26 protein-coding genes and 1 tRNA gene are annotated in these 24805 nt (G+C 68.3%); 16 read left to right on the top strand and 11 right to left on the bottom strand.

Annotated features, from left to right (window positions below; translation table 11 throughout):
* Positions 1-31: 31 nt before the first annotated feature.
* Genes ACIBG5_RS16530 through ACIBG5_RS16520 form a run of 3 tightly spaced genes read right to left on the bottom strand, consistent with a single transcriptional unit; the run spans position 32 to position 2910 of the window.
* Positions 32-664 carry a histidine phosphatase family protein gene (locus ACIBG5_RS16530; protein WP_396392359.1) on the bottom strand — a complete coding sequence of 211 codons (633 nt, stop codon included), beginning with the start codon at positions 662-664 and terminating at the stop codon, positions 32-34.
* Entirely contained in the window at positions 622-1665 is a 1044-nt protein-coding gene (locus tag ACIBG5_RS16525; RefSeq protein ID WP_360446754.1) for an adenosine deaminase, read from the bottom strand. Before ACIBG5_RS16525 ends, ACIBG5_RS16530 begins: the two co-directional genes overlap by 43 nt.
* Before the next feature lie 51 nt (positions 1666-1716).
* On the bottom strand, positions 1717-2910 hold the full coding sequence (locus tag ACIBG5_RS16520; protein ID WP_396392358.1) for a pyridoxal phosphate-dependent aminotransferase: 1194 nt from the start codon (positions 2908-2910) through the stop codon (positions 1717-1719).
* Between the two features lie 266 nt (positions 2911-3176).
* Here ACIBG5_RS16520 and ACIBG5_RS16515 point away from each other — a divergent pair.
* From ACIBG5_RS16515 to rplA, 5 genes are all read left to right on the top strand, one after another.
* Positions 3177-3249, top strand: a tRNA-Trp gene (locus ACIBG5_RS16515).
* Positions 3250-3304: 55 nt separating this feature from the next.
* Positions 3305-3547, top strand: a complete 243-nt coding sequence (secE, locus tag ACIBG5_RS16510) for a preprotein translocase subunit SecE (protein WP_360446750.1) — start codon at positions 3305-3307, stop codon at positions 3545-3547.
* Positions 3548-3931: 384 nt separating this feature from the next.
* Positions 3932-4816: a transcription termination/antitermination protein NusG gene (gene nusG, locus ACIBG5_RS16505; protein WP_396392996.1), complete on the top strand. Its 885-nt coding sequence runs from the start codon at positions 3932-3934 to the stop codon at positions 4814-4816.
* Positions 4817-4828: 12 nt separating this feature from the next.
* Complete coding sequence (gene rplK, locus ACIBG5_RS16500) at positions 4829-5260, top strand: 50S ribosomal protein L11 (protein WP_131361094.1); 432 nt, start codon at positions 4829-4831, stop codon at positions 5258-5260.
* A 111-nt stretch (positions 5261-5371) separates the two neighbouring features.
* Complete coding sequence (gene rplA / locus ACIBG5_RS16495) at positions 5372-6094, top strand: 50S ribosomal protein L1 (protein WP_360446745.1); 723 nt, start codon at positions 5372-5374, stop codon at positions 6092-6094.
* A gap of 73 nt (positions 6095-6167) precedes the next feature.
* On the opposite strand, the gene ACIBG5_RS16490 is transcribed toward rplA, so the two are convergent.
* Positions 6168-7028 (bottom strand): methionyl-tRNA formyltransferase, encoded by an 861-nt coding sequence (locus ACIBG5_RS16490; protein ID WP_396392357.1) that lies wholly within the window; start codon positions 7026-7028, stop codon positions 6168-6170.
* Between the two features lies 1 nt (position 7029).
* The gene (locus tag ACIBG5_RS16485; RefSeq protein WP_396392356.1) at positions 7030-8094 is read right to left on the bottom strand and encodes an alpha-hydroxy acid oxidase; all 1065 of its coding nucleotides are present in this window, start codon (positions 8092-8094) and stop codon (positions 7030-7032) included.
* 242 nt (positions 8095-8336) lie between these two features.
* On the opposite strand from ACIBG5_RS16485, the gene ACIBG5_RS16480 reads away from it, so the two are divergent.
* The gene (locus ACIBG5_RS16480) at positions 8337-9455 is read left to right on the top strand and encodes a hypothetical protein (RefSeq protein WP_396392355.1); all 1119 of its coding nucleotides are present in this window, start codon (positions 8337-8339) and stop codon (positions 9453-9455) included.
* 107 nt (positions 9456-9562) lie between these two features.
* On the opposite strand, the gene ACIBG5_RS16475 is transcribed toward ACIBG5_RS16480, so the two are convergent.
* From ACIBG5_RS16475 to ACIBG5_RS16465, 3 genes are all read right to left on the bottom strand, one after another.
* A complete protein-coding gene (locus tag ACIBG5_RS16475; protein WP_396392354.1) occupies positions 9563-10198 on the bottom strand; it encodes a bifunctional 4-hydroxy-2-oxoglutarate aldolase/2-dehydro-3-deoxy-phosphogluconate aldolase in 636 nt (211 codons plus the stop codon).
* A 76-nt stretch (positions 10199-10274) separates the two neighbouring features.
* On the bottom strand, positions 10275-11879 hold the full coding sequence (locus ACIBG5_RS16470) for an amidohydrolase family protein (protein ID WP_396392353.1): 1605 nt from the start codon (positions 11877-11879) through the stop codon (positions 10275-10277).
* Position 11880: 1 nt separating this feature from the next.
* Positions 11881-13185: an amino acid deaminase gene (locus ACIBG5_RS16465; RefSeq protein WP_396392352.1), complete on the bottom strand. Its 1305-nt coding sequence runs from the start codon at positions 13183-13185 to the stop codon at positions 11881-11883.
* A 145-nt stretch (positions 13186-13330) separates the two neighbouring features.
* On the opposite strand from ACIBG5_RS16465, the gene ACIBG5_RS16460 reads away from it, so the two are divergent.
* Genes ACIBG5_RS16460 through ACIBG5_RS16450 form a run of 3 tightly spaced genes read left to right on the top strand, consistent with a single transcriptional unit; the run spans position 13331 to position 15561 of the window.
* Positions 13331-14410 carry a sugar kinase gene (locus ACIBG5_RS16460; RefSeq protein WP_396392351.1) on the top strand — a complete coding sequence of 360 codons (1080 nt, stop codon included), beginning with the start codon at positions 13331-13333 and terminating at the stop codon, positions 14408-14410.
* Complete coding sequence (locus ACIBG5_RS16455) at positions 14407-15141, top strand: IclR family transcriptional regulator (RefSeq protein ID WP_396392350.1); 735 nt, start codon at positions 14407-14409, stop codon at positions 15139-15141. Before ACIBG5_RS16460 ends, ACIBG5_RS16455 begins: the two co-directional genes overlap by 4 nt.
* A gap of 15 nt (positions 15142-15156) precedes the next feature.
* A complete protein-coding gene (locus ACIBG5_RS16450) occupies positions 15157-15561 on the top strand; it encodes a RidA family protein (protein ID WP_396392349.1) in 405 nt (134 codons plus the stop codon).
* Between the two features lie 48 nt (positions 15562-15609).
* Here the strand turns inward: ACIBG5_RS16450 and ACIBG5_RS16445 are convergent, their stop codons facing one another.
* Positions 15610-16467 (bottom strand): fumarylacetoacetate hydrolase family protein, encoded by an 858-nt coding sequence (locus ACIBG5_RS16445; protein WP_396392348.1) that lies wholly within the window; start codon positions 16465-16467, stop codon positions 15610-15612.
* 108 nt (positions 16468-16575) lie between these two features.
* Between ACIBG5_RS16445 and ACIBG5_RS16440 the strand changes: the two genes are divergently transcribed.
* The 4 genes from ACIBG5_RS16440 (at position 16576) to rplL (ending at position 19929) form a co-directional block, all read left to right on the top strand.
* Positions 16576-17409 (top strand): IclR family transcriptional regulator, encoded by an 834-nt coding sequence (locus ACIBG5_RS16440; RefSeq protein ID WP_396392347.1) that lies wholly within the window; start codon positions 16576-16578, stop codon positions 17407-17409.
* Entirely contained in the window at positions 17406-18599 is a 1194-nt protein-coding gene (locus ACIBG5_RS16435) for an MFS transporter (RefSeq protein ID WP_396392346.1), read from the top strand. Before ACIBG5_RS16440 ends, ACIBG5_RS16435 begins: the two co-directional genes overlap by 4 nt.
* A gap of 251 nt (positions 18600-18850) precedes the next feature.
* Positions 18851-19474 carry a 50S ribosomal protein L10 gene (gene rplJ / locus ACIBG5_RS16430; protein ID WP_360446711.1) on the top strand — a complete coding sequence of 208 codons (624 nt, stop codon included), beginning with the start codon at positions 18851-18853 and terminating at the stop codon, positions 19472-19474.
* 65 nt (positions 19475-19539) lie between these two features.
* Entirely contained in the window at positions 19540-19929 is a 390-nt protein-coding gene (gene rplL, locus ACIBG5_RS16425; RefSeq protein ID WP_396392345.1) for a 50S ribosomal protein L7/L12, read from the top strand.
* Between the two features lie 47 nt (positions 19930-19976).
* Here the strand turns inward: rplL and ACIBG5_RS16420 are convergent, their stop codons facing one another.
* Both ACIBG5_RS16420 and ACIBG5_RS16415 read right to left on the bottom strand, forming a co-directional pair.
* On the bottom strand, positions 19977-20510 hold the full coding sequence (locus ACIBG5_RS16420; protein ID WP_396392344.1) for a phosphatase PAP2 family protein: 534 nt from the start codon (positions 20508-20510) through the stop codon (positions 19977-19979).
* Positions 20489-21952, bottom strand: coding sequence for a PhoX family protein (locus ACIBG5_RS16415; protein ID WP_396392343.1), 1464 nt, complete (start codon positions 21950-21952; stop codon positions 20489-20491). The genes ACIBG5_RS16420 and ACIBG5_RS16415 overlap by 22 nt, the downstream gene beginning before the upstream one ends.
* 300 nt (positions 21953-22252) lie before the next feature.
* Between ACIBG5_RS16415 and ACIBG5_RS16410 the strand changes: the two genes are divergently transcribed.
* From ACIBG5_RS16410 to ACIBG5_RS16400, 3 genes are read left to right on the top strand one after another with little or no spacing between them, the layout of a single operon-like run.
* A complete protein-coding gene (locus ACIBG5_RS16410; RefSeq protein ID WP_396392342.1) occupies positions 22253-23200 on the top strand; it encodes an ABC transporter ATP-binding protein in 948 nt (315 codons plus the stop codon).
* A complete protein-coding gene (locus tag ACIBG5_RS16405; RefSeq protein WP_396392341.1) occupies positions 23197-23970 on the top strand; it encodes an MlaE family ABC transporter permease in 774 nt (257 codons plus the stop codon). Before ACIBG5_RS16410 ends, ACIBG5_RS16405 begins: the two co-directional genes overlap by 4 nt.
* Before the next feature lie 3 nt (positions 23971-23973).
* Positions 23974-24804 (top strand): MlaE family ABC transporter permease, encoded by an 831-nt coding sequence (locus tag ACIBG5_RS16400; RefSeq protein WP_396392340.1) that lies wholly within the window; start codon positions 23974-23976, stop codon positions 24802-24804.
* Position 24805: the final 1 nt, after the last annotated feature.

Below are 24805 nucleotides of genomic sequence, written 5' to 3'. Positions count from 1 at the left end.
GCAATGCCCTGCTCAGGAACCAGACCAGCACTTATTCGGCACACGTCAACCGATCGATCGATCCGGCGGAGGTGATCCGATAGACCACATCGGACGGTTGAGCGCGCCGCAGAGCCTCCTCGCTGCCGAGCCCGACGAGTTGCTTCACCAGCAGCCGGCCGAGCATCTCGTGCGCGACGAGCAGCGGTCGGAGCGATCCCGTCGCTGCGATGCTCTGCAACGCGCGTACGGCTCGTAGCTCAGCGTCCGCATAGCTCTCGCCACCGGGGAAGCGGAAGACGTACTTGTCCTTCTCGCGAGCAGCCCGCTGCCCAGGCCAACCTGAGTCGATCTCCGCCGACGTGAGCCCCGACCACTCACCGTGCGCGACCTCTGCGAGGTCGTCGACCACCCGCACAGGTAGCTCCAGCGTGTCGGCAAGGATCTCTGCCGTACGGCGAGCGCGGCCGAGTGGACTGGTGAAGACAGCATCGATCTGCTCGTCGCTGACCAGAGCTGCGTTCCGCTGCGCCTGCAGCAGCCCGTGCGGAGTGAGTGACGAGTCCAGCCGTCCCTGTCTGCGTCCCTCGACGTTCCACTGTGTCTGCCCGTGGCGGGCCAGGTAGACGGCGTCGAACCGCACTAGTACGCCGGGACCGGGGCTGGAGTCGTGACGCCGAGCCACTCGTCGATCTCACTGAGCAAGGACTTCTGGACGTCGGGTGGAGCGGTGGAGGCCAGAACCGAGCCGCGGGCCAGGTCCGCGAGCTCCTGGTCGGTGAAGCCGTGGACCGTGCGGGCTGACTCGTACTGCTCGGCCAGACGCGAGCCGAAGAGCAAGGGGTCGTCCGCGCCGAGCGCGATGCGTGCCCCCGACTCGTAGAGCTGGCGCAGCGGCACGTCCTCCGGTCGCTCGTAGACGCCGAGTGAGACGTTGGATGCCGGACAGACCTCCAGGGCGATCTGTGCGTCGACCACACGCTTCAGGAGGTCCGGGTCCTCGACTGTGCGCACCCCATGTCCGATGCGGCCGGCTCCCAGCTCGTCCAGGCAGGTGCGGACAGTCGCGGGGCCACACAGCTCGCCGCCGTGCGGGTCAGCGAGCAGTCCGGCGTTCCGCGCGATCCGGAAGGCCGGTGCGAACTCGGACGTCGTACCCCGGCGCTCGTCGTTGGACAGGCCGAAGCCGACCACTCCACGCCCCACGTACTGCGCTGCGAGGCGGGCGAGCGTCCGGGCATCGAGGGGATGCCGGGTGCGGTTGGCGGCGATGATCACCTGCACTGCGATCCCGGTCGTGGCAGACGCGTCCCGGGCCGCGTCCAGGACCAGATCGGTGAACTCGGTGATGCCGTGGAACCGGTTCGCGTACCCGGACGGGTCCACCTGGATCTCCAGCCAGCGGGAGCCGTCGGCCCGGTCGTCCTCGGCCGCCTCCCGGACCAGGCGCCGTACGTCGTCCTCCGTGCGCAGCACCGACCGGGCGATGTCGTACAGGCGCTGGAACCGGAACCAGCCACGCTCGTCCGCCGCGGACAGATCCGGCGGCCAATCGGTGCGCAGGGCGTCAGGCAGCCGAACCCCGTGCGTGTCCGCCAGCTCGACCAGCGTCAGGTGGCGCATCGACCCGGAGAAGTGCAGATGCAGGTGCGTCTTCGGCAGCACCCGCAGATCCCGCTGCGTCATTACCGAAGGTTACCGACGGACGGCGTACGGACAGAAATCGGGCTGATCCGGTCAGCTGAGCAGCTTGGCGATCCGGCCGACGCCCTCGGCCAGGTCGGCGTCGCCGAGCGCGTAGGACAGCCGCAGGTATCCAGGCGCGCCGAACGCTTCACCCGGGACGACCGCGACCTCGGCCTCGTCCAGGATGATCTCGGCCAGCTCCGCAGAGCTGGCCGGCGTACGCCCGTTGATCTCCTTGCCGAGTACGCCCTTGACCGAGGGGTACGCGTAGAACGCACCCGTCGGCTCCGGGCACTCGACGCCGGGGATCTCGTTCAGCAGCCGCACCATCGTCTGCCGGCGGCGGTCGAACGCCTTCTTCATCTCGTCGACCGCGCTGAGGTCGCCGGACAAGGCGGCGATCGCGGCCCGCTGGGCGATGTTGCAGACGTTCGAGGTCTGGTGCGACTGCAGGTTCGTCGCGGCCTTGACCACGTCCTTCGGGCCGATCATCCAGCCGACCCGCCAACCCGTCATCGCGTAGGTCTTGGCGACACCGTTCAGTACGACGGTCTTGTCCGCCAGCTCCGGCACCGCGACGGGGAGCGACGTCGACTCGGCGCCGCCGTACGTCAGGTGCTCGTAGATCTCGTCGGTGATCACCCAGAGGTCGTGCTCGAGCGCCCAGCGGCCGATCGCCTCGACCGCCTCCGGGCTGTCCACCGCACCGGTCGGGTTGGACGGCGAGCAGAACAGCAGCGCCTTGGTCTTCTCGGTCCGGGCCGCCTCGAGCTGCTCGACGGTGACGCAGTACCCCTGCGTCTCGTCGGCGAGCACCTCGACCGGCACACCCCCGGCCAGTTGGATGATCTCCGGGTACGACGTCCAGTACGGCGCCGGCAGCAGCACCTCGTCGCCGGGGTCCAGCAGCGTCGCGCACGCGTTGTAGACCGCGTGCTTCCCGCCGTTGGTCACCAGGACCTGGGCGGCCTCGATCTCGTAGCCGGAGTCGCGCCTGGTCTTTTCGACGATCGCTTGCTTCAGCTCCGGCAGTCCGCCGGCGGGGGTGTAGCGATGGTTCTTCGGATCCCGGGCGGCCGCGACCGCCGCCTCGACGATGTAGTCCGGCGTCGGGAAGTCCGGCTCACCGGCGCCGAACCCGATCACCGGGCGACCGGCCGCCTTGAGCGCCTTCGCCTTGCTGTCGACCGCCATCGTCGCCGATTCACTGATGGCGCCGATCCGCGCCGAAACCCTGGAACCCATGCGCCCCATCCTGGCACCAGGGCGGCCGCCCACGCACCGTGGTGTCACCTGGTGATCCGGGGAACACGCAGGGGGCGTGGTCCGTTGGAACCGGTTGGAGGCTGTATGGTTCTGGTCGCGGTGCGACGCCCGGTCCGGGGGTCGTACGGGCAAGGGCCTCGGTTAGACCAGGTGGCGCGGACCCCGTACACTCTTCTAGTCCGGGCGTTGGTGGCCCTGATCCGGCATGCCCGAGATCAGGTCCCGCGGCGTCCGGAGGATTGCAGAGGGCACTAGCTCAACTGGCAGAGCATCGGTCTCCAAAACCGAAGGTTGGGGGTTCAAGTCCCTCGTGCCCTGCAAATCCTGACCGGCGCAGGGCCGGTCAGGCCGCCGCTAGCGAAAGAGGTAGGTCGTGACGGAGACGCGCACCCCGGCACCGTCCGGCGCCGGCAAACCGGCGGAAGGCAAGCAGGGCAGGGGCCTGCTGCGCTTCTACCGCCAGGTGGTTGCCGAGCTCCGCAAGGTCGTCTGGCCCACCCGTAAGCAGCTGTCCACCTACTTCGTGGTCGTCCTGACCTTCGTGGTGTTCGTCATCGCGATCGTTTCGGTCCTCGACCTCGTTTTCGGCTGGGCGATGTTCAAGATCTTCGGCTGAGGTTCACAGCAGCCCACGAACGCACTCGCCGGGGGTCCCGGGCCCGCCGGCCCGACCCGAAGCCAGACAAGACCCGATGCACAGATGACGGAGTACAACGTGTCCGAGCGCGACGACGAGGTCCTCAACCTGGAGGACGAGTTCGACGTATCCGCTGACTCCGACGAACCTGACCTCGAGCTCGACTTCGACGAGAACGCCACCGACGATGACGACCTGTTCGCCGGCGACGACGACGATGACGACGACCCGTTCGCCGGGCTCGACGACGAGGACGAGGACGTCAGCGCCGACGACGAGGTCGAGGAGGTCGCGGAGTACTCCGCCGACGACGAGGCCGAGGACGGCCCGGCCGACGCCGACGACTCCGACGAGGAGCCGCTCGTGGTGGTCGCCGCCGCAGACGAGGCCGAGGACGCCGAGGTCGTGACCGAGGCCGACGTCGAGGACGCGGCCGACGAGCTCGCTGCCGAGACCGCCGAGACCACCTCCGACGAGAGCATCGAGGAGGAGCCGGCCGACGACGAGCTGGTCTTCTCCAGCGCGGACGCGAGCCCGGCCGCCGACGACGACGCGGACGTGGACGCGTTCGCCGCGGCGACTGCTGCCGCCGAGGCTCAGGCCGAGGAGAGCGAGCCCGAGGAGCCGGGCGACCCGCTCGAGGAGCTCCGCGGCCGGCTGCGCTCGCAGATCGGCGACTGGTACGTCGTCCACACCTATTCGGGGATGGAGAACCGGGTCAAGGGCAACCTGGAGAACCGGATCAACTCCCTGAACATGGAGGACTACATCTTCGAGATCATCGTGCCGACCGAAGAGGTCGCCGAGATCAAGAACGGGCAGCGCCGGATGGTGAAGCGCACCGTGCTCCCCGGCTACGTGCTGGTCCGGATGGACCTGACCGACGAGTCCTGGTCGACCGTGCGGCACACGCCGTCGGTGACCGGCTTCGTCGGCAACAGCCAGAAGCCCGTCCCGCTCAGCCTCGAAGAGGTTGAGAAGATGCTCGCTCCGGCCGTCGTGGCGGCGGCCGAGGCAGCGGCTGCCGAAGCCGGCGCCGCACCCGCCAAGACCGCGGCCAAGAAGAAGGTCGAGGTCGCCGACTTCGGTGTGGGCGACTCGGTCATGGTGGTCGACGGGCCGTTCGCGACCCTGCACGCCACAGTCACGGAGATCAATGCCGAGGCCCAGCGGATCAAGGCCCTGGTCGAGATCTTCGGCCGGGAGACCCCGGTGGAACTCAGCTTCAACCAGATCCAGAAAGTCTAAGGACCCGACAGAATGCCTCCCAAGAAGAAGATCGCTGCCCTGGTCAAGGTGCAGCTCCAGGCCGGTGCCGCGACGCCGGCCCCGCCGGTCGGTACCGCGCTCGGTCCGCACGGCGTCAACATCATGGAGTTCTGCAAGGCGTACAACGCCCAGACAGAATCCATGCGCGGCAACGTGGTTCCGGTCGAGATCACGATCTACGAAGACCGTTCCTTCACCTTCATCACCAAGACGCCGCCGGCGCCGGAGATGATCAAGAAGGCCGCCGGTCTGCAGAAGGGCTCGGCCGTCCCGCAGAAGGACAAGGTCGGCAAGATCACCTCCGACCAGGTCCGCGAGATCGCCACCACCAAGATGCCGGATCTGAACGCGCGCGACATCGACGCCGCGATGAAGATCATCGAGGGCACCGCCCGTTCGATGGGCGTTGTCGTCGAGAAGTAGTACCTCCATCGGTCCGCCGCGGCGGACCAGCAGGAGTGGAAGGGCGAGAGGTTCGCCCGTCATCACCACAACGCGAACGAACAAGCAGCGTTCGCACACAGGAGAACAGACATGACACAGCGCAGTAAGGCTTACCGCGCGATCGCGGAGAAGATCGACTTCGACAAGCTGTACACGCCGCTCGAGGCGATCCGGCTGGCCAAGGAGGCCGCCGGCAGCAAGAAGTTCAACTCCACGCTCGACGTTGCGATGCGCCTCGGGGTCGACCCCCGCAAGGCCGACCAGATGGTGCGCGGCACCGTCAACCTTCCGCACGGCACCGGCAAGACGGCACGGGTCCTCGTCTTCGCCACCGGTGACCGCGCCGAGGCCGCGAAGGCCGCCGGCGCCGACTTCGTCGGCGACGACGACATGATCAAGAAGGTGACCGACGGCTGGCTCGACTTCGACGCCGTCGTCGCCACCCCTGACCTGATGGGCAAGGTCGGCCGCCTCGGCCGCGTCCTCGGCCCGCGTGGTCTGATGCCGAACCCGAAGACGGGCACCGTCACCCCGGACGTGGCCAAGGCCGTGACCGAGATCAAGGGCGGCAAGATCGAGTTCCGGGTCGACCGGCACGCGAACCTGCACTTCATCATCGGCAAGGGCTCGTTCGACGAGAACCAGCTGGTGGAGAACTACAGCGCCGCGCTGGAGGAGATCCTCCGGCTGAAGCCGGCCAGCTCCAAGGGTCGCTACATCAAGAAGACCGTCATCTCCACCACGATGGGGCCGGGCGTTCAGGTTGACCCCAACCTGACCCGCAACCTCACCGACGAGAACGCGGACGACTGACCCACAAGTCAGCACACAGAAGGGCCTCGGGTTCTCCCGAGGCCCTTCTGTATGTCCGGGGTCCCGGGCGGCCTCAGCCGCGGGTGAAGCGGAGGGGGTGGTCGGCGGTTTGGATGGTCCAGCCGTCGTCGTGCTCGGCAAGCACCGTGCCTGGGGTGCCCGCCGGTGGTCCGTCAGCGGGATCGGTACGGCTGATCACGTGAGTGGTGTCGCCGACGCGGATCTGGGCTTGGGGCGAGGTGACGTTGAGGGCGGCGGCCTTGCGGCGGATCTCGGCAGCAGGTACGGCGAGGTCGAGCAGCTTCTCCTCTTCGGTGAAGAACGGCGCCTCGCTGGCCCTGGCCGGGTCCTGATCCTCACCGGCCTCTCCGGCGACCAGGCGTGGGACGGCCTCGTCCAGGCACTCGCTGAGCAGCTCGTACCAGGACTGCATGAGTCCGCTGCCGTTCAGATCCGCGGGCAGTGGCGCGATCCGCTGCGCCAGGATGGCGCCAGTGTCGAACTCGGCCGCGGTCCGGTGCACGCTCGCCGCGACCCGCTCGTCGCCTTCGTAGATCAGCCGCGCCGGATTCGGTCCACGGCCTTCCGGCAGCGGTGACGGGTGGCAGTTGATCGCGCCGTACTTCGGGATCTGCAGGATCTCGGCCGGGATCAGTCGCGGGAACGCGGCCGAGATGACCACGTCCGGCTGCAACGCCTCGACAACCGGCGCCGCGACCGTACGCAGCTTGCCAGTGATCAGCACATCCGTCCGCTCGGGCAGATCCACCACGAACGGGTTCGCGTCCTCGTCGTACCGGCTGCCCGACGTCAGAGGCAGCGTGACGACCAGCACGATCTCGTGCCCGTTCCGGGCGGCGAAGTCGTGCAGCACCCGGAACCCGGGCATGAACGCATTCAGGCAGACGATGCGCAGCGGCTCCGGACGGCTCATGTCAGCCCCTCCGTCCTCCGAGCAGCCCAGGCTCCCCTGGGATCACCAGATCCGGCGTGAGATCGCCGGGCCGTGCGCAGCCGCTGAGGCGGAGAGTGTGGCTCAGCTCGTCGCCCAAGTCCGTGAGCAGCCGGGTCACGCCGGCCGAGCCTCCGACCGTGAGCGCCCACAGGGCCGGGCGACCGACGAAGACTGCTCGAGCGCCGAGAGCGAGCGCGGCGAGGATGTGTTCGCCGCGGCGGATGCCGCCGTCGACATAGACCTCGGTGCTCGTGCCGGCGAGTGCCTCGGCGACCTCGGGCAGCGCTTGTGCGGTGGCGATGGAGCCGTCGAGCTGGCGTCCGCCGTGGTTGGACACGATCACAGCCGCCGCACCCGCGTCCGCACACCGCTTGGCGTCGTCACCGCGCAGCACACCCTTCACAACCACGGGCAGACCCGTGCGGTCGGCGAGCCAGCCGATCACATCGGGGCTCAGGTCGTCGGCCTTGTCCAGGTCGTCGTCGGACCATTCGCCTTCGGGCAGGTTCTTCAGCCACTGGCCAGGCTGAGCCAGCTCCCACACCGTCTGTCCGTCGTCCTCCTTCCGGCCGACCACCGGGGTGTCGACGGTGAGCACGATCGCCTTCGCGCCGCCGGCGACCGCGGCGTCCAGCATCCGCTCGGTGATGGTGCGGTTGCGTACGACGTAGATCTGCAGCCACCACGGCACGCCGGTCTCCCCGAGGTCGGCGAACGACGTCCCCGCGTTGCTCGACACCCCGAGCACCGAACCGGCCACTCCGACGCCGGTCGCCATCGCGATCTCGCCGTCCGGATCAGCCATCCGCTGCATGGTCGACGGCGCCACCAGCACCGGGGCGTCCACCGGCGTACCGAGCACCGTGGTGCTGATGTCGACGGTGGACACGTCGCGCAGCACGCGGGGCCGGAACCGGTACGACGCCCAGGCCGCGGTGGCCTCGCCGACGCTGGTCCCACCCGCGGAACCCTGCCGGTAATAGCGGTGCACGGCCTCGGGTAACTTCTCGGCGGCCGCGGCTTCCAACGTGTCGATCCATCGCATGCGCCCCATCGTTGCACCTGGACAGTCGAGCCGGGAGGAAAGTTCCGGAAGAGTGCATGAAGAGTGCTGACTCGATTCCGGGTCGGTACACTGGTCGGCATGACGCAGTACGGGCGGCGATTTCTGCGCCCCGGCCGGCACGACGGTGCCGACGGGGTGAGCTGCTGCTGCGCTCTCTCCTGAGGTGACCGCGGCCGACCGGGGTGTCCCCCCGTCGAGACCGTCATCCTGGAGAGAAACCCATGTCTGCACTCACTTCTGAACAACTGCACGCTGCCCTGTCCCTGCGCGACCTGACCGATCCGGCCCAGGGACCGCACGCCGTCCAGCTGGTCGTCGACTCGATCCGTACGGCGCTCGGCGCGGCCTGGCCGTACACGGAGATCTGGACCAGGCGCGACCATCCCGTGGTCAGCCTGGCCGACAACTACGACAACCTCGGGTACGCCGGTGACGCCGTGACCCGGGAGGCCCGCTACACCCGCTACGCGTCGGAGACCGAGGTACTGCGAAGTCACACGTCGGCGATGATCCCGCCGGCACTGCGTGAACTCGCCGAGTCCGCGGCGTCCGACGTACTGATGGTGTGCGCGGGCATCTGTTACCGCCGCGATTCGGTGGACTGGCAACACACCGGTACGCCGCACCAGCTCGACCTCTGGCGGATCAGCCGGAACGTGACGCTCGGAGAGCCCGAGCTGGAAGACATGATTGCCCGACTGGTCGACACGGTCCTGCCCGGCCAGACGTACCGGACTGTGCCGGCGGTGCACCCCTACACGATCCATGGCCGTCAGATCGATGTGTTGCTGGACGATCAGTGGATCGAGATCGGTGAGTGCGGTGTGGCTGCTCCGCACGTCCTCCGCCAAGCCGGACTGGACGAGCGCTGGACCGGACTGGCGATGGGGCCGGGGCTCGATCGCCTGCTGATGCTCCGCAAGGGCATCCGCGATATCCGGCTGCTCAGGTCGACGGATCCTCGGGTGGCTGGGCAGATGCTGGATCTGACGCCGTACAAGCCTGTTTCGACCATGCCGTCGGTGCGTCGCGACCTCTCCGTGGTCGTGGACGCCTCTGCCGATGTCTCAGCGGAGGTGCTCGGCGACAAGGTCCGCGACGCGCTCGGACCGGACGCGGACGCCGCGGAGTCGCTGGACGTCCTGGGGGAGACGGCGTACGACGACCTGCCTCCAGCGGCTCGCGAACGGCTGCAACTGACCCCGGGCCAACGGAATCTGCTGGTCAGACTGGTCCTCCGGCCGGTGGACCGTACGTTGACCGATGCCGAGGCCAACGTCCTGCGTGACAAGGTCTACCGGGCGCTGCACGAGGGGCCGGTCCTGGAGCTGATCGGTTAGCTCCGCCGGCCATCGCGGTCAGGACGGCGTACTTGTTGCGTGTGTGCAGCAGGTACGCCGCCTGCCCGGCGGCGACTGCTTACGCACCAACTACGGGAGCATCCCCGTCACCTAAGCGCAGCGCAGAAGGTCTGCGCCTTGGTGGTGATGGTGTCCCAGTTCGACGCGGCCACGTCGGCGGGGGAGACGACGTCGGTGCCTGCACTGACGGCCAGAGCGCCGGCGGTCAGGTAGTCGCGGGCGTTGCCGGCGTTGATCCCGCCGGACGGCACCAGCGGTACGCCGGGGAACGGGCCGTTGAGGTCCTTGAAGTACTTCGGACCGAGCTGATGCGCAGGGAAGATCTTCACCGCGTCCGAGCCCAGCGCCAGCGCGGTCATCACCTCCGAGGGAGTGAAAGCCCCGAGGATCACCGGTATCCCCGCAGACCGCGCAGCCTCGGCGATCGCCGCAGCGTCCGGACCCTGACCAGGAGTGACCAGGAACTGCGCACCGGCGTCGATGGCCTGCTTGGCCTGGGCGCGGGTCTGGACAGTGCCGGCCCCGACCACCGCGCCAGTCTCTGCCGCGGTCGAGGCGGCGCGCTCGAGGTGCTGGGGGAGATTTGGGGTAGTGAAGGTCAGCTCCACCACATGAATGCCACCGGCAACTAGCGCGGCGCACAGGTCGCGGGCGTCGGCGATCTCCGGTGCCCGGACAACAGTCAGCACCCGGTCCGCGCGCAGCAGGTCCAGCACACTCATCCGCGTCCTCGCTTCGCTCCGGGCGCGGACGAGGTGCTAGGCGTGCTGTGCTCGATGATGAACGCGCTTCGCTCGTTCATGAGATTCCTCTCGCAGTCGGAGTACGGCGGATCGCGCCGCCAGGCAGGGCGTCGGTGCGTTGACCGGCGTCGATCACGGGGACGCCGTTGACCAGGACGTACGGGATGCCCTCGGCCTGCCGCCGCGGCTCCTCGAAGGTCGCGGTGTCGCGAACCGTCGCCGGATCGAACAGCACCAGGTCGGCGACGTACCCCTCCCGGACCAGACCGCGGTCGGGCAGCCGCAGCCGCCGGGCCGGGCGGCCGGTGAGGTGATGGATGCAGTCGGCCAACTCCAGTACGCCGAGCTCACGGACGTACCGGCCGAGGTAGCGCGGGAACGTCCCCCACGACCGCGGATGCGGTTTGCCGCCGACCAGGATCCCGTCCGAGCCGCCGGTGTGGCTCGAGTGCTGCATGATCGTCCGCACGTTCTCCTCGTGCCCGACGTGTTGCAGGATCGACGTCGCCATGTTGTCCTCGACCAGCAGGTCGAAGAAGACGTCCGCCGGCGCCCGGCCGTTCCCCGCCGCGAGCGCGGCGACGGTGTTGCCGACGGCACCGGTCAGCGCCGGGTTGCGTACGCCGCCGATCTCGATGGTGTTCCAGTCGGTCACGCAGCCGTGGCAACCGTCCGACCCGACCTGCTCCATCTCGACGGCGATCCGGGCCCGCTGCTCCGGATCCTGCAGCCGGGCCAGTTGCGCGTCCGGCCCGCCTTCGGCGGTCCAGCTCGGCAGGATTGCGCCCAAGGTCGTTGACCCAGGCAAGTACGGGTAGGTGTCTGTGGTGACGTCGACGCCGTCCGCGAGCGCCTTGTCGATCATCGCGACGAGCTCGGCGCCGCGGCCGCGGTTCGGCTCGAAGTTCATCACCGCGTGGGTCAGGTGCAGCGCGCACCCGGATCGGCGAGCCACCTCGACCATCTCGCCGTACGCGTCCAGTGCGTTCTTGCCGTACGACCGCTGGTGCGGACCGTAGTAGCCGCCGTACTGCGCGACGATGCCACACAGCTCGACCAGTTCGTCAGTGGTCGCGAACATGCCCGGTGTGTAGGTGAGACCGCTGCTCATCCCGACCGCGCCCTGCTCCAGACCCTCGGCCAGCAAGCGCTTCATCTCGTCCAGCTCGGCTCGGGTGGCCGGGCGGTTCTCGGTGCCGACGACCATCATCCGCAGCGTGCCCTGCGGGATCAGGTACGCCGCGTTGCACGCGATGCCCTGGTCGAGCCGGTCGAGGTACCCGGCGACCGTGGACCAGCTGAAGTCGAAGTCGTCGGGTTCGCCGTTCCAGCCGGCGATCTGACGCCGGACCGCGACCCGCGTCGGATCGTCGATCGGCGCGAACGACAACCCGTCCTGACCGAGCACCTCCAGCGTGACGCCCTGGCTCACCTTCGCCGTGTGGTCCGGGGTGGCCAGGATCTGCAGGTCGGAGTGCGCGTGCATGTCGATGAACCCGGGCGACAGAGCCAGGCCGGCCGCGTCGATCGTCCGCCGCGCCGACGGCAGGTCGTTGCCGATGGCTACGATCCGGCCGGCGTCGACCGCCACATCGGCCCGTACGCCGGGAGCGCCGGACCCGTCCAGCACGAACGCGCCGGTGATCAGCAGGTCCGCCATGTCAGAAGAAGGTCCTGACCAGATCGACGACCACGGGATCTGCCGCGTCCGGATCGTCCACGACCGGGATCAGCCCCCACTTGTCGAACGCCGTACATGGATGCGACAACCCGATCCGCAACTCGTCGCCGATCACCACCGGTACGTCGGTGAAGTGCAGGAACCCATGCTGGTCGTTGAGCTTCGTGACCGTCATCCCAGTGGCCTGCAGCACCGGCTCACCGTCGGACCGCGGCCGGATCAGCTGTGGCTCGGGCATGTCCTGGTCGAACGGCAGGTCGCGCTTGCCGGCGTCGAAGATCGCCAGCCCCGGCTCGGGCTGCGACGTGATCCGGACCCAGGTATGCATCGCCGACACCAGCCGCTCGCCGTCCGTCCGCGGTGTCTCGCCGAGAGGCGACACCCGGCGGTAGAGCCCGTCGTCGTGACTGATGTACGCGCCGGACCGCAGTACGACGCGTGCTCCGTCGGCGCCGAGTGGCCCGAGCACCTCCGCCACAAGTTCGAAGTACTGACTGCCACCGGCGCTGACCACCGGCGTGATGTCGGCGTCGTACACACTCTGCAAGCGGTGGTGGATCCCAGCGAACTCATTGAGGTATGCCCGCACTCCCGCGAGACCGGCCTCGTCGACGCCATGCCCGACGGCGCCCTCGTACCCGGCGACTCCGGCCAGCCGCAGCGTCGACGCCGCCGCGATCGCCTCACCGACGGCCACCGCGGTGTCGGCATCCCTGGCGCCGGTCCGGCCGTCGAGTCCACCGATCTCGACGAGTACGTCGAGTGGCCGCGCGTCCGGACCGACGTACGCCGATCGGGCCGCCTCCATGATCTCCACGGTCCGCACCGAGTCGGCCCAGCACAGCACCTCGAACTCCGGGTCCCGGGCGAGCTCGTCGGCGATCCAGCGCAGCTGTAGCGGGGAGATCACCGCGTTCGCGATCAGTACCCGGCGGACGCCGTAGGCGCGGGCGACGCCGAGCTGGAAGACGTTCGCGAGCGTGATCGCCCAGGAACCGGCGTCGAGCTGCATCGCCCAGAGCGCCGGGGCCATCGTGGTCTTGCCGTGCGGTGCGAGCTCGAGTCCGTGCTGCGCGGACCACCGGGCGAGGGTGTCGACGTTGTGGCGCAGACCGGGCGCGGACAGCGTCATCACCGGAGTGGGCAGCTGGGACAGCCGGGGCTTGTCGGCCAGCACCTCCGCGACGGTCCGGCCCCAGAACGCGGGCGGTAGAGCCTTGTCTCGCCAGCTCACGGGCTGGTCGGCGAGGGCGGCGATGGCGTCGGCATCGTAGGCGGCTGGCATCTGCTCCCCTGATGGTGGTCGATATTGCAGAATGCGCAACGATGATTGCGCATTCTGACGATACGGTTGTAGCATCGCGCCGAAATCCCCGTCAACGACACGTGTCTCAGCTCCCATCCCATCACTCGCACCCCGAGGAGTGCCGATGGCCGAACCGCTCCCTGAGACGGCCGCCGCCCCAGACCTCGCCAACCCAGACCTCGCCGCCCCGGACCTGCCTGCGCCGGACCGTGCCGCGAAGACCCCCGCCGCGATCTGTGTCGGCGAGGCGATGATCATGCTGGCGGGGGAGACCGAGGTACCGCTCGAGGACGTCGAGACGTTCCGGCGATCGGTCGGCGGAGCCGAGTGCAACGTGTCCGGCGGACTCGCCGCGCTCGACATCCCGACCGGCTGGATCTCGCGGCTGGGAGACGACGGCTTCGGTCGGCACGTTCTGCGCGACCTGCAGAAACGCGGTGTGGAGGTCGGTGGAGTCGAGATCGACCCCGACCGGCCGACCGCGATGTATGTGAAGGAGTCGCTGGGCGGTCGCTCGCGGATGCACTACTACCGCACCGGTTCGGCGGCCTCCGCCATGACTCCCTCGTTCCTGGACCGGCCGGCGGTCCGCGACCGGCTGGCACAGGCAAAGCTCGTGCACACCACCGGAATCACCGCAGCGATCTCCGAAACGGCCGCACTGATGCTGGACAGCCTGGCTGAGCAGCAGCACGACTTCACCTTGAGCGTCGACCTCAACTGGCGCCCGGCTCTGTGGCGCGACAAGGACCCGGCGCCGCTGTGGCGGTTGCTGCGCGCGGCGGACGTCGTACTGATCGGTGCTGACGAGGCGCTGGTGTTCGCCGGCACCAAGGACCCCGGTGAGCTGCGTGAACTCCTCGGACCGCGGTCGACGCTGGTCCTGAAGGACGACGCGCACACCGCGCTGGTGCTGGAGCCGGACGGACGTCGTACTGAGGTTCCTGCGCTCACAGTCGAGGTGGTCGAGCCGGTAGGTGCGGGCGACGCATTCGCTGCGGGCTTCCTGGCGGCGACACTGCAAGGGCTGCCGATGGAGCAGCGGCTCCGGCTGGGGCACCTCGGTGCTGCGGCCGTGCTGGCCGTACCGGAGGACCACGCTGCTCCGCTAGACCCTGCCGTGCGCCAGGCACTGCTGACCTGCTCCGATGAGGAGTGGGCCGCGACGCACGTCGGCCCGGCTGGTGTGAAGACGGCGGCATGAGTCAGAGTCTCGCCAGGGCGCTGCAGATCCTCGCCAGTCTGGGCGAGGGGGAGCGCTCGCTCGACCAGCTGGCGGCGGAGCTCGGCGTACACAAGACGACTGTGCTGCGGCTGCTGCGAACCATGGAGGCAGATCGGTTCGTACGGCGTGACGACGCGCACCGCTACCGGTTGGGGTCGCGGCTGTTCGCGCTGGCGGATGCGGCGCGCGAGCAGCACGTCGTACGCGAGGTGGCGGCGCCCCATCTGCGGCAGCTGAACCAGAAGACCGGTCAGACGGTCCACCTGGCGGCGTGGGAGAACGGTGAGGTCATCTACGTCGACAAGCTCGACAGTGTGCGGTCGGTGCGGATGTACTCGCAGATCGGCGTACCGGCCGCGCTGCACTGCACGGCTGTCGGGAAGGTGCTGCTGGCGGCTCAACCGAAGCGGATCCGGGAGGCGCTGCTCGAGTCGATCGAGTACCACGCGTTCACTCCGCAGACGATCACCGATCCGGACGCTCTGCGCGCCGAACTGGACGCGGTCCGGGCGCAGGGATGGGCGCAGGACCGGGCCGAGCACGAGTCCTTCATCAACTGCATCGGTGCGCCCGTCGCCGACCAGCACGGCCGGATCGTGGGGGCCGTTTCGATCTCGGTACCCGACGTCCTGCTGGACTATGGGCAGGTGCTCGAGCTTCTGCCCGAGTTGCTCGCCACCACCAAGGCGATCAGCGCCGACTACAACTGAGAGGTGTCAGACCTGATGTCCGACAAGACCGCCGTGTCCACCACCGAGGCGCCCGCGCCGATGCCGGTGTACTCGCAGGGCGTCCGCAAGGGCAACATCCTGCAGGTGTCCGGTCAGGGTTCGGTCGACCCGGCCACCGGCGAGTTCGTCTTCACCGGTGACGTGAAGGGCCAGACCACGCGGGTGCTGCAGAACGTCGAGGCGATCCTGAGGGCCGGCGGCGGCAGCTTCGACGACGTGGTGATGATGCGCGTCTACCTCACCAAGCGCGAGGACTTCGCCGTCATGAACGAGGCGTACGCCGAGTTCCTCTCCACCCGCACCCCCAGCGGTGTTCTCCCCTCCCGCACCACCGTCTTCACCGGCCTCCCCCGCGAAGACATGCTGGTAGAGATCGACGCCCTCGCCGTCCTCAGCTGATCGGCAAGGCACCTGGTGCTATCCGGTTGCACCAGGTGCCACCGGCTCTCAGCGGCCGGCGGTGACCGGGTTGGTGAGGACGCCGACGCCGGGGATGCGGGATTCAGCGGTGTCGCCTGGGGTGATGTGGACGGCGCCGGGGGTGCCGGGGGAGATGATGTCGCCGGGGTAGAGGGGCATCACCTTGCTGTGGAAGCTGACCAGGAACGCGGGACTGAAGGCCATGTTCGCGATCGTGTTGCTGCGGTGGACCTCGCCGTTCAGGACCGTCGAGACCTCGACCGCGTCGAGTGAGCCCCAGTGCGCCAGTACGGCGTCCAGGCCGGTGATCCACGGGCCGAAGGAGAAGAAGCCGGGGAAGTTCTTCGACCGGGTCAGGAAGCGCGGGTTCTTCTCGAGGATGTCCTCGGCGGTCTGGTCCAGCACCGGGACGACGCCGAAGACGTGGTCGAGCGCCTCGTCCTCCTCGACCTGGTAGCACTCCCGGCCGATCACCAGCCCCAGTTCGGCCTCCGCCGTCGTCCGCCGGCTCTGCGACGGCACCGGGATCGGATCACCCGGACCGATGATCGTGTGGTCGCCCTTCATGAACGACGCCGGCTCGGTCGGCACGTTCTCGGACAGGTCGCCGGCGTGCTCGAGGTAGTTCAGCCCGATGCCCCAGATCTTGCGCGGATTCCGGTACGGCGCCACGCACTCGGCCGACGCGTGGAACACGTCGTCCGGCGCGCGCTCCGCCGCGAGCGCGAGCTCCGCCAGGGTCGTCGTACCGAACAGCGCCGGCAGGTCCGGAGCGAAGCCGAGGTCGGCGATCGGCACCACGCCGCGATCCGGATCGAGTACCACCGGAACTTCGTTGCCACTAGCAAGCTTCGCGGATCCCACCTGGACGAATCGGCCGGCCATGCTGCTCCTTCGACGCGCGGGTGACAGGTGCGCCACAGCCTAGGCATGGTCCTGTCCGTATATCGGGAGCGGATGCAAACTTCCCGCATCGTGGGATACGGTTTCGTCATGCAGGAAAGCCCCGGACGCCACGGATCGGTGCAGTCCATCGATCGGGCGGTGGCGATCCTGCGCTGCTTCGACGGCCGGACGCCCGATCTCGGCATCAGTGACCTGGCCCGCACGACCGGTCTGTCCACCAGCACCGTGCACCGGCTGCTGCTGGCGATGCAGGAGAACGGGCTGATCCGCCAGACGGCACACCGCCGGTACGGGATCGGTCCACTGGTCGCCCAGTTGGCGCACAGCGGCGGGATCCCGGCAACCTTGCGGGACGCCGCGATGCCGGTACTGCGTGCCCTTCGCGACGAGACCGAGGAGACGGCGGCCGTGCACGAGTTGCTCCCGTCCGGGCAACGAGTCGTCCTCGAGCAGGTCGAGAGCCGTCACCAGTTACGTCGTACGTACACGGAGTTCGGCATCCCGGTGCAGTTGCCACTAGGTGCTCCAGGCAAGGTTCTGCTGGCGTTCTCCCCGTGGGAGCGGCAGGTCGAGGTGCTGGCCGGTCCGCTCGAGCAGGTGCTGCCGCAGACCATCACCGATCCGGTCGCGCTGGCCGCTCAGCTGGCCGAGATCCGGACCCGAGGCTTCGCGAAGTCCCTGTCCGAACGAACGCCCGGCATCAGATCCGTGGCCGCTCCGGTCTTCGACTTCTCCGGTCAGGCGGTCGGCTGCTTGTCGGTCTCGGGGCCGGAGATGCGGATGCCGATGGAGCGGATGGACGAGTTCGGCGAGCGGGTGGTCCCCGCCGCGTGGTCGGTGTCCGAGCTGCTCGGCGCCACCCCGGCCGAACGCGACCGCGGTACGGCGCGCGCCTCGGAGCCGGCGGTCAGCAGCTCATGACCGGAGCGGCAAGCCTCTGGAAGATCGCACCGTCGGTCTATCTGCCCGCTCTGCTCTACGGCATCGGGCAAGGCGCGATCGCGCCCGTGGTCGCGGTGTCCGCCACCCACCTCGGCGCCTCGGTCGCCGTCGCCGGTGTGGTCGTGGCGGCGGCCGGTCTCGGCCAGGTCATCGGTGACATCCCGGCAGGTGCGCTCACCACCAAGATCGGTGAGCGGAGCGCGATGCTCGCCGCGACCGTGCTGGTCGCTCTGGCGCTGGCGGCCTGCATCGTCGTCCCGACGGTCTGGGGTCTGGCGATCGCGATCGGTGCGACCGGACTGGCCGGCGCAGTGTGGGGTCTGGCCCGTCAGGCGTATTTGAGCGAGGCCGTGCCGATCCAGTTGCGCGCCCGTGCCCTTTCCACTCTTGGCGGCGTACAGCGCATCGGCTCCTTCATCGGACCGTTCCTCGGCGCGTTCGCGATGCGCTTCCTCGGCACCGACGGCGCCTACTGGGTCCACCTGGTCGCCGCAGTCCTGGCGTGTGGCGTGCTGCTGAGTCTCCCCGACGTCGAGTCGGTACGACGTACGCGCGGGAGCCGACCGGTGTCCGCGCAGTCGACCTGGGGTGTGATCCGCGATCACCTGCCAGTACTGCGGACTCTCGGCGTCGGTGCACTGCTGGTCGGTGCGGTCCGTGCGTCACGGCAGGTGGTCATTCCGCTGTGGGCGTTGCACCTCGGGCTCGATCCGCAGGCGACCAGCATCATCTTCGGACTGTCGGGCGCGGTCGACATGCTGCTGTTCTATCCCGCCGGGTCGGTGATGGACCGCCTTGGCCGCAAGTGGGTCGCCGTACCGTCCATGCTTGTCCTCGGGCTGGCGCATCTGCTGCTGCCGTTGACACACACCACGGTCGCGCTCACCGCGGTCGCGTTGCTGATGGGCGTCGGCAACGGTCTGGGCGCCGGCGTGATCATGACGTTGGGTGCGGATGCCTCTCCGCCGATCGGGCGCGCGCAGTTCCTCGGTGCGTTCCGGCTGTTCGCCGACACCGGCAACGGCAGCGGGCCGTTGCTGCTGGCCGGGGCTACAGCTCTGTTCGGACTCGCTCCAGCGATCGTGATCATGGCCGCGACGGGGTGGGCCGCTGCCACCGCGATGCATCGCTGGATCCCGCCACACCCGACCGCCGAAGCACCGGCCTGACGGAACCGATTTGGTTTCCGGAGTAACGGTCAGGCACAATGAACATTGCCGAAGACCGCTGGTCGTCACTTTCGAGTGACTGAAGGTCCCACAGATTGAGTGGGCGGCCCGCGCAGGTGACTTGGACAGTGTGACATTCAGTATGTTCACGCCCTTGCGCCTGCGCAGGGGCGTTTTCTCGTTCTGAGGGGCCGGCCCGGGGTCGAGGCGTTGAAGCCAAACCCTGCGAAAGCAGGTTGGAAGGAGACCCCATGGCGAGGCCGGACAAGGCAGCCGCTGTCGCCGAGCTCACGGACGAGTTCCGGAGCTCGAACGGCGCAGTGCTGACCGAGTACCGCGGTCTCACCGTGGCGCAGCTGCGGCAACTGCGTACTGCGCTCGGTGACGACGTGAACTACGCCGTGGTGAAGAACACGCTGACCAAGATCGCGGCCAAGGACGCCGGTGTCGACTCGTTCGACTCGCTGCTCGAGGGCCCATCGGCAATCGCCTTCATCAAGGGTGACCCGGTGACCGCGGCCAAGGGACTGCGTGACTTCGCCAAGGCGAATCCCCTTCTCGTCATCAAGGGTGGAGTGCTGGAAGGCAAGGCACTCGGCTCTGACGAGATCAGCAAGCTCGCTGACCTGGAGTCGCGTGAGGTCCTCCTCGCGAAGCTCGCAGGTGCGATGAAGGCGGCCCCGCAGCAAGCGGTGTCGCTGTTCGCTGCTCCGCTGTCGCAGGCCGCGCGCCTGTTCGCGGCGCTGCAGGACAAGCTGCCGGCCGAGGCCGCCCCCGTGCAGGACACGGTTGCGGACGAGGCGCCGGCCGTGCAGGACACGGTCGAGGCACCTGCCGAGGCGAGCACCGAGGAGACCGCGGCAGCCGACAGCTGACGCGGATCTCACCCGTAACACCCCATCAGTGATCACCAGTACCAGTATCAGGAAGGACCGCCACCATGGCGAAGCTCAGCACCGAAGAGCTGCTCGGCCAGTTCAAGGAACTGACCCTGCTCGAGCTCTCGGAGTTCGTTAAGGCGTTCGAGGAGGAGTTCGGCGTGACCGCCGCTGCTCCGGTCGCCGTTGCCGCCGCTGCTCCGGGTGCCCCGGCCGCCGCTGCCGAGGAGGCCGCGGAGCAGGACGAGTTCGACGTCGTTCTCGAGAGCGCCGGCGACAAGAAGATCCAGGTCATCAAGGAGGTGCGCAGTCTCACCAGCCTTGGTCTGAAGGAGGCCAAGGACCTCGTCGAGGCGGCTCCGAAGCCGATCCTGGAGAAGGTCGACAAGGCTGCCGCGGAGAAGGCCAAGGAGGCCCTCGAGGGCGCCGGCGCCACCGTCACCCTGAAGTGATCTGTGCGGCATCAGCCGCACACCCAGCAGTACGCCGAAGGGCGGTCCTACCCAGGACCGCCCTTCGTCACGTTCCGGAGCATCCCGACCCGCGTCAGCGCCCAGACCCACGTCAGTGCCCAGACCCACGCCGCGAGCACATCGGTCGGATAGTGCCGTCCAAGCGCCAACTGCGACCATCCGACCGCCAGGAGAACAGCCCCTCCCAGCAGAACCGCGGGCGGTCGTCGGTACAGGATCAGCACCAGCGCACCGACCAGAGCCGCGGTGTTCGCCGCGTGACCACTCGGGAAGCTGTACTCCGACACGTCCGGCGGCAACGGCCAGAGATCCGGTCGCGACCGCCCGACGAGCTGCTTCAGCAGCGGATTCACCGCCCACACGACGCCGACCCCGGCCGCGAAGAACACCGCGTCCGTCGACCGGCGTAGCGCCAGCAGCACAACCAGGACGACGACTGCGACGATTGCAAGTGGTTCCAGTTCGGTCAGGTCGCTGATGAGCCGGGCAACCGTCGCGTCGTCGTGCAGCCAGAGCAGGAGGTCTTCTTCGACGTCCGTCAGACGCCGATCCGGTGCCACGGGCCCCACATGGCGAACGACATGCCGCGACTGGCCTGGATGTTGACGAACAACGTGTGGCCGTCCGGGCTGAAGGTGGAACCGGCGCACTCGTCCCCGGAGCGGTCCACCCCGGTGCTGCTGGTCAGCCGGTTCAGCGCGATGTCGAACAGTTGGCCGCCCCGCGACAGGCCACGCAGGTAGTTGTCCTCGGTGTTGTCCTCGCAGACCACCAGGGTCCCGCGCTTGCTGGTCGTCACGTTGTCCGGGAAGTCCAGGGTCGCCCGGTTCGGCGACTGGTAGATCAGCTGCAGCTTCCGCGCCCGGGTGTGGTACGCCCAGATCTGGCCGAACCCGTTGCCGTACCCACCGACCGGATCCGGTCCGGTCTCCGCCGCGCCACCACCCTGCGTCGAGCAGAAGTACACGACGTTGTCGTCGTACACCTGTCCTTCCAGCCGGGAGAAGTACGCCGCTCCCTGCGCGCGGCCCTGGTCACCGACGTACACGAGCGCCTGGTCGTTCGTCGTCGGCGCGGTCTGCCCTGGTGTGTACGGGAACGCCGGGGCAGGGTCGTCGATGTCGACCCAGGTGACGTCGTACGTCGCGCGCCTGGGCTGCTCCGCGGCCAGGTTGAGGTTCGGACGGCCTTTGACGGCGAGCATCTGCAACCGGCCGCCGTCCTCGATCCGCCCATGCTTCATCGGGTTGCGCGGTGGGCGATAGCGGAAGAACCCGGACGGGAACGCGAAGTTGTCCTCGGTCAGGTAGAGGAACCCGTCCCTGGGATCGAACGAGACGGCCTCGTGCGCGAAGCGGCCGGCGTGGGTGATCGGCTCGCGCTCGGACTGGCCGCGGGCCGGGACCTCGAAGACGAAACCGTGCGGTTTGGTCAGCGCCACGTTCGGCGCGCCGGTGAAATCGGGTCCTACGTCGGGCCCGTTCACCGTTTCCTCACAGGTGATCCAGCTGTCCCACGGCATGATTCCGCCGCTGCAGTTCATCATCGTGCCGTTCAGGCTGGTGTAGGCGTCGACCACTTCGCCGAATCGCGTCACCTCGATCGTCGTCGTCCCGCCTTGTGCCATCGCGTCGTACGGCGTCCCCGGACCGAACGGCGTACCGGGGTTGTTCAGCTCGTGGTTGCGGACGAGCACGATGTTGCCGTTGCGGCGGGTGAACGCGCCCATGCCGTCGTGCCGTCCAGGCAGGTTCGTGCCGTCGGTCAGCACGACCGGGAACTCGGTGTCGTGGAAGGACCGGTAGTTGAAGCCCTCCGGCAGATGCAGCCGGACCTTGCCGTCGCGCCGGTCCGGAATCGCCCGCAGCGCCCGGAACGGCGCACTGCTCTGCGGCGACGCGACTGCCTGCTGGGCCACGAATCCCTGGAACGGCCCGGCCGCGAACACCCCGCCCGCGACGGCCGCGCTGCCCTTCAGGAATGTTCGTCGTTCGATGCTCATCCGTCGTCCCCTCCATGGCAGTGCGAAACCTTTGATCGACGCTAACTTTCGGGTCGCGGTCGGGACAGACCTCGGGCAGCCGCTAAGATCGCCGGTGCCGTGTGCCTATCAGCACTCCGTGTTGGCCGATCGACGCACCGTGATCGGCGTGACCGGAGCGTGACCAAGCGGTCACCGTCGCTTGACATACGGGGGTTTACGCAAAACCGTACTCGTGCGTAACCTAGGCAACCGTGCCTCGTTGGACCGGGCAGAAACTCGTCGGTTCGGGGCCGTACAGACATCCCGTGAGGAGGACCGGTGGGCGTAGAAGTCCGCGTCGAAGGTCTCACCAAGTCCTTCGGAAACCAGCTGATCTGGGGCGACGTGTCCCTGACGCTGCCTGCCGGCGAGATCTGCGTCATGCTCGGCCCGTCCGGCACCGGAAAGTCGGTGTTCCTCAAGACGCTGATCGGTCTGCTCAAGCCGGACAAGGGCCACATCTACATCGAGGGCACCGACATCGCGACCTGCAGCGAGCGCGAGCTGTACGAGATCCGCCGCCTGTTCGGCGTGCTGTTCCAGGACGGCGCGATGTTCGGCTCGATGAATCTGTACGACAACGTCGCGTTCCCGCTCCGCGAGCACACCAAGAAGTCCGAGTCCGAGATCCGCTCCATCGTGATGGAGAAGATGGAGATGGTCGGCCTCGTCGGCGCGGAGAAGAAGCTGCCCGGCGAGATCTCCGGCGGTATGCGCAAGCGGGCCGGCCTGGCCCGCGCGCTGGTGCTGGACCCCGAGATCCTGCTGGTCGACGAGCCGGACTCCGGTCTGGACCCGGTCCGTACGTCGTTCCTGAACCAGGTGATGATCGACCTCAACGAGGCCTTCGGCGCGACGTTCCTGATCGTCACCCACGACGTCAACACCGCGCGGACGGTGCCCGACAACATCGGCATGCTGTACCACCGGCATCTGGCCATGTTCGGCCCGCGCGAGATGCTGCTGTCCAGCGAGGAGCCGGTCATCCGGCAGTTCCTGAACGCGCAGATGATCGGCCCGATCGGCATGTCCGAGGAGAAGGACGCCGACGAGTTGGCCGCCGAGGCCGGCCAGGAGCTTCCGCCGTTGCCGCCGATCCCGATCCAGCAGTTGCCGAGCAGCGGCATGCTCCGGGCGACGCAGCGCCCGCCGGGTGAGTGGTGCCGGGAGAACGGCATCACCCCGCCACCCGGTTCGTTCGCGGACACGAGGGTGGGCGCGACGTGACTGTTTCCGCGACCGCCCCGCTGAAGCACGCCGGCTCGCTGTTCTCCTTCGCCCTCGACACTGCCCGCGCCTCGGTGCGCCGGCCGTTCCAGTTGAGGGAGTTCCTTCAGCAGGCGTGGTTCGTCGCCAGCGTGACGATCGTCCCGACCGCCCTGGTCGCGATCCCGTTCGGTGCGGTGATCGCCTTGCAGGTCGGCGGGCTGATCAAGCAGTTCGGCGCGCAGGCCTTCACCGGGTCGGCCGCCGTACTGGCCGTGGTCCGGGAGGCGTCGCCGATCGCGACCGCGCTGCTGATCGCCGGCGCCGGCGGATCGGCCATCTGCGCGGACCTGGGCTCGCGGAAGATCCGCGAGGAACTGGACGCGATGATGGTGCTCGGCATCGACCCGATCCAGCGGCTGGTCGTGCCGCGGGTGCTGGCGACGATGCTGGTCGCGTTCTTCCTGAACGGCTTCGTCAGCGTGGTCGGCGTGATGGGCGGCTACGTGTTCAACGTCGTGCTGCAGGACGGCACACCAGGCAGTTATATAGCCTCGTTCACCGCGCTGGCTCACCTGCCCGACCTGTGGCAGGGGCAGGCGAAGGCACTGGTCTTCGGATTCATCGCCGCGGTCGTGGCGTCGTACAAGGGAGTGAACGCGGGCGGCGGGCCGAAGGGTGTCGGCGACGCGGTGAACCAGTCCGTCGTGATCACCTTCATGCTGCTGTTCGTCGCGAACTTCTCGATGACCGCGATCTACTTCCAGCTCGTTCCGCCGAAGGGGGCCTGAAGAATGGCAGCCCTCGTCGACACCCTGGTGAAGAAGCCGCTGCACTCGCTCGACCGGCTGGGCGAGCAGCTCTCGTTCTACATCAAGGCGCTCGCTTGGTCCGGCAAGTCGATCACCCGGTACCGCAAGGAGATCCTCCGGTTGCTGGCCGAGGTGACGCTGGGCACCGGCGCCCTCGCGGTGATCGGCGGCACCGTCGGCGTGATCACGTTCCTCGCCTTCTTCACCGGCACGGAGGTCGGCCTGCAGGGCTACTCCGCCCTCAACCAGATCGGTACGTCGGCCTTCGCCGGGTTCGTCAGCGCGTACATCAACACCCGTGAGATCGGCCCGCTGATCGCCGGGATCGCGCTGGCCGCGACCGTCGGCTGCGGCTTCACCGCGCAGTTGGGCGCGATGCGGATCAGCGAGGAGATCGACGCCCTCGAGGTGATGGCGATCCCGTCGCTGCCGTTCCTGGTCACCACCCGGATCATCGCCGGCCTGGTCGCGGTCATCCCGCTGTACGTCGTCGGCCTGCTCGCGTCGTACTTCGCCACCCGGCTGACCGTGACCACGTTCTACGGGCAGAGTACGGGCACGTACGACCACTATTTCCATCTCTTCCTGCCACCCGGCGATGTGCTGTGGTCGTTCGGCAAGGTGCTGGTGTTCTCCGTCCTGGTGATCCTGGTGCACTGCTACCACGGCTACCACGCGACCGGCGGTCCGGCCGGTGTGGGCGTCGCGGTCGGTCGTGCGGTCCGGACCTCCATCGTCGTCATCAACGTCGTCGACCTGCTGCTCTCGATGGCGATCTGGGGCACGACGACCACCGTCAGGCTGGCGGGGTGAC

It is taken from the genome of Kribbella sp. NPDC050241, assembly GCF_044459685.1.
Taxonomy (GTDB): domain Bacteria; phylum Actinomycetota; class Actinomycetes; order Propionibacteriales; family Kribbellaceae; genus Kribbella.
This window is presented reverse-complemented; position numbering and strand designations above follow the sequence as displayed.